General features: G+C 73.4%; 2 protein-coding genes, 3 tRNA genes and 1 pseudogene. 1 reads left to right on the forward strand and 5 read right to left on the reverse strand.

What is annotated here, in order from left to right:
* The 4 genes from KBX39_RS29150 to KBX39_RS29165 all read right to left on the reverse strand — a co-directional run.
* The coding region (locus KBX39_RS29150; RefSeq protein ID WP_210873615.1) for an isocitrate lyase/phosphoenolpyruvate mutase family protein at positions 1-546 on the reverse strand (546 nt) is incomplete at its 3' end.
* A gap of 111 nt (positions 547-657) precedes the next feature.
* Positions 658-732 (reverse strand) — tRNA-Val (locus tag KBX39_RS29155).
* Between the two features lie 12 nt (positions 733-744).
* Positions 745-815, reverse strand: a tRNA-Cys gene (locus KBX39_RS29160).
* Positions 816-849: 34 nt separating this feature from the next.
* Positions 850-922: transfer RNA gene (locus KBX39_RS29165), tRNA-Gly, on the reverse strand.
* 275 nt (positions 923-1,197) lie between these two features.
* On the opposite strand from KBX39_RS29165, the gene KBX39_RS29170 reads away from it, so the two are divergent.
* Complete coding sequence (locus KBX39_RS29170; RefSeq protein WP_174537633.1) at positions 1,198-1,800, forward strand: TetR/AcrR family transcriptional regulator; 603 nt, start codon at positions 1,198-1,200, stop codon at positions 1,798-1,800.
* A gap of 38 nt (positions 1,801-1,838) precedes the next feature.
* Here the strand turns inward: KBX39_RS29170 and KBX39_RS29175 are convergent.
* Positions 1,839-2,284: pseudogene (locus tag KBX39_RS29175) on the reverse strand (hypothetical protein); the annotation flags it as partial.

Here is a 2,284-nt window from a genome sequence, read left to right on the forward strand (position 1 = left end):
CCCGTCCGCGCCGGCGGCCAGGTACGCCTCGGCGCGCTCGACCGTCTCCGGTACGCCCCCGGCGCCCCGCAGGTACGTGTCGACGCGGGCGTTGACGTACAGCGGGATGCCGGCGCGGTCGGCGGCGGCCCGGACCGCGGCGAGCCGGGCGACCTGCTCGTGGATCGGGCGCAGCGGACCGCCGCCGTCGTGCCGGGCGTCCTCGACGTTGACGCCGACGGCTCCGGCGGCGAGGACGGCGGCGACGGTCTCGGCGACCTGGTCGGGGTTGTCGCCGTACCCGGATTCGATGTCGGCGGTGACCGGAAGGCGGACCGCGTCGGCGACGCGGCGGATGACGTCGACGGCGGTGTCGCGGGCGAGCAGGTCGCCGTCGGGGGCGCCGCGACTCCAGGCGACGCCGGCGCTGGTGGTCGCGATCGCGTGGGCGCCGGCCGCGGCGACGAGCCGGGCGCTGACCGCGTCCCAGGCGTTGGCCAGGATCAGTGGGTCACCGGGCCGGTGCAGGGCGCGGAAACGCTGGGCTCGGGTCTGTTGATCGTCCACCGGGCCAGTCTGGGTGGGGCACGCGGGTGCGGCAATGGCCAGCGGCGCGGCACTGGACTGATCGATGGCGACGAGAAAGGCCGTGTCGAATGATCGACACGGCCTTTCCGCTGGTGGGCGATACTGGGTTTGAACCAGTGACCTCTTCCGTGTCAAGGAAGCGCGCTCCCACTGCGCCAATCGCCCTCGTCTACTGCGAGGTGGAGACGGGATTTGAACCCGTGTACACGGCTTTGCAGGCCGTTGCCTCGCCTCTCGGCCACTCCACCGAGGTTGCCCCCGAACTGCGTGGCGGCATCTCCGAGCGGACGACGGGATTCGAACCCGCGACCCTCACCTTGGCAAGGTGATGCGCTACCAGCTGCGCTACGTCCGCACGCCCCCGGTGTTATCCGGTGACGGATGAGAACTTTAGCCGAGCCCGGGAACGGTTGCCAAATCGGGTTCCGTTTCCGGCGCGTCCGGTGGTGGCGGACCCCGCTCCCCCTCGGCTTCCTAGGAGCCTGGGTGGCTTCCGTCCGGGAGCACCGGCGAGCGCTCCCACCTGCGGAAGCAGACCGGCGCGTCGAGTGTCCGGCATCCGACTGCCCGCCCGCCGACCAGCCGCTTCGGTAACTCCCCGTGGTCATGCGGATGGGTTACCGTAACGCCGTGACGAGACGAGCCGCCGAGATCCGCCTGGACGCGCTGCTGCGTACGGCCTGTGAGGTGATCGCGGAACGAGGGCTCGCCAACACCCGCACCGCCGACGTGGCGGAGGCCGCCGGGGTGAGCCAGGCCCTCGTGTTCTACCACTTCGCCACCAAGGACCGACTGCTCGCGCAGGCGTTCGCGTACGCCGTCGAGCAGGACCTGGCCAAGCTCGACGCGGTGCTCCGCTCCTCCGCGCCGCCGCTGGCGAAGCTGCGCCGCATGCTGCGCCTGTACGCGCCGACCGGCCGGGCCACCTCCTGGTCGATGTGGATCGACGGCTGGGCGGAGTCGCTGCGCACCCCGGAACTGGAGAAGCTCTCCCGGCGGCTGGACCTGCGCTGGCGGCAGGACCTGGCCGCGGTGATCACGGACGGGGTCACCGAGGGCACGTTCGACTGCCCCGACCCGGCCGGCGCGGCCTGGCGGATCAGCGCGGTGATGGACGGCCTCGCGGTCCAGCTCGCGGTGCACGAGCGGGTGATCACGCGCCGCCAGATCGCCGAGTGGATCCGCCTCGTCGCCGCCCGCGAACTGGGCCTCGAACCCAGCCAGCTCGACTGACCGGGTCCTGACCCGGCCCGCACTCAAGGGCCGGCCGGTCAGGGCCAGGTCGGGCGGGGGCGCTCGAAGGGCGGTGGCAGGGTCTCCGGTTCGGTGGCGGCGGCCGGGCGCAGCAGGCGGCGCATCCGCAGCAGCAGCCCCGCGCCGAGGAACAACAGCAGCCCGCCGAGCAGGAACGCGGCCTGCACGAGGCCGAAGCCGCCGCTGTCCGCGACCGGACGTCCGGCCACACCACCGGGCGGAGGCGGCTCCACCACCGCCGCGTCGGTCGGCTCGTCGGTCACCGGATCGTCGGCGGGTGGCTCCTCGCTCGGCGTCTCCGAGGGCTCCGCGCTGGTGGGCGCCGGCGTCGGCGAAGCCGCCTCACCCACCACCTGCCGGGTGGCGGTCCGCCGGGCCAGCAGCCGCAACTGCGGGTCGTACGCCTCGGCGGCGAAACTCACCCGGCCGCGCGCGACGTCCTCGGCGAACGCCACCCGGTAGC

The sequence above is a fragment of the Micromonospora sp. D75 genome, from assembly GCF_018070405.1.
GTDB classification, from domain to species: Bacteria; Actinomycetota; Actinomycetes; order Mycobacteriales; family Micromonosporaceae; genus Micromonospora; species Micromonospora chalcea.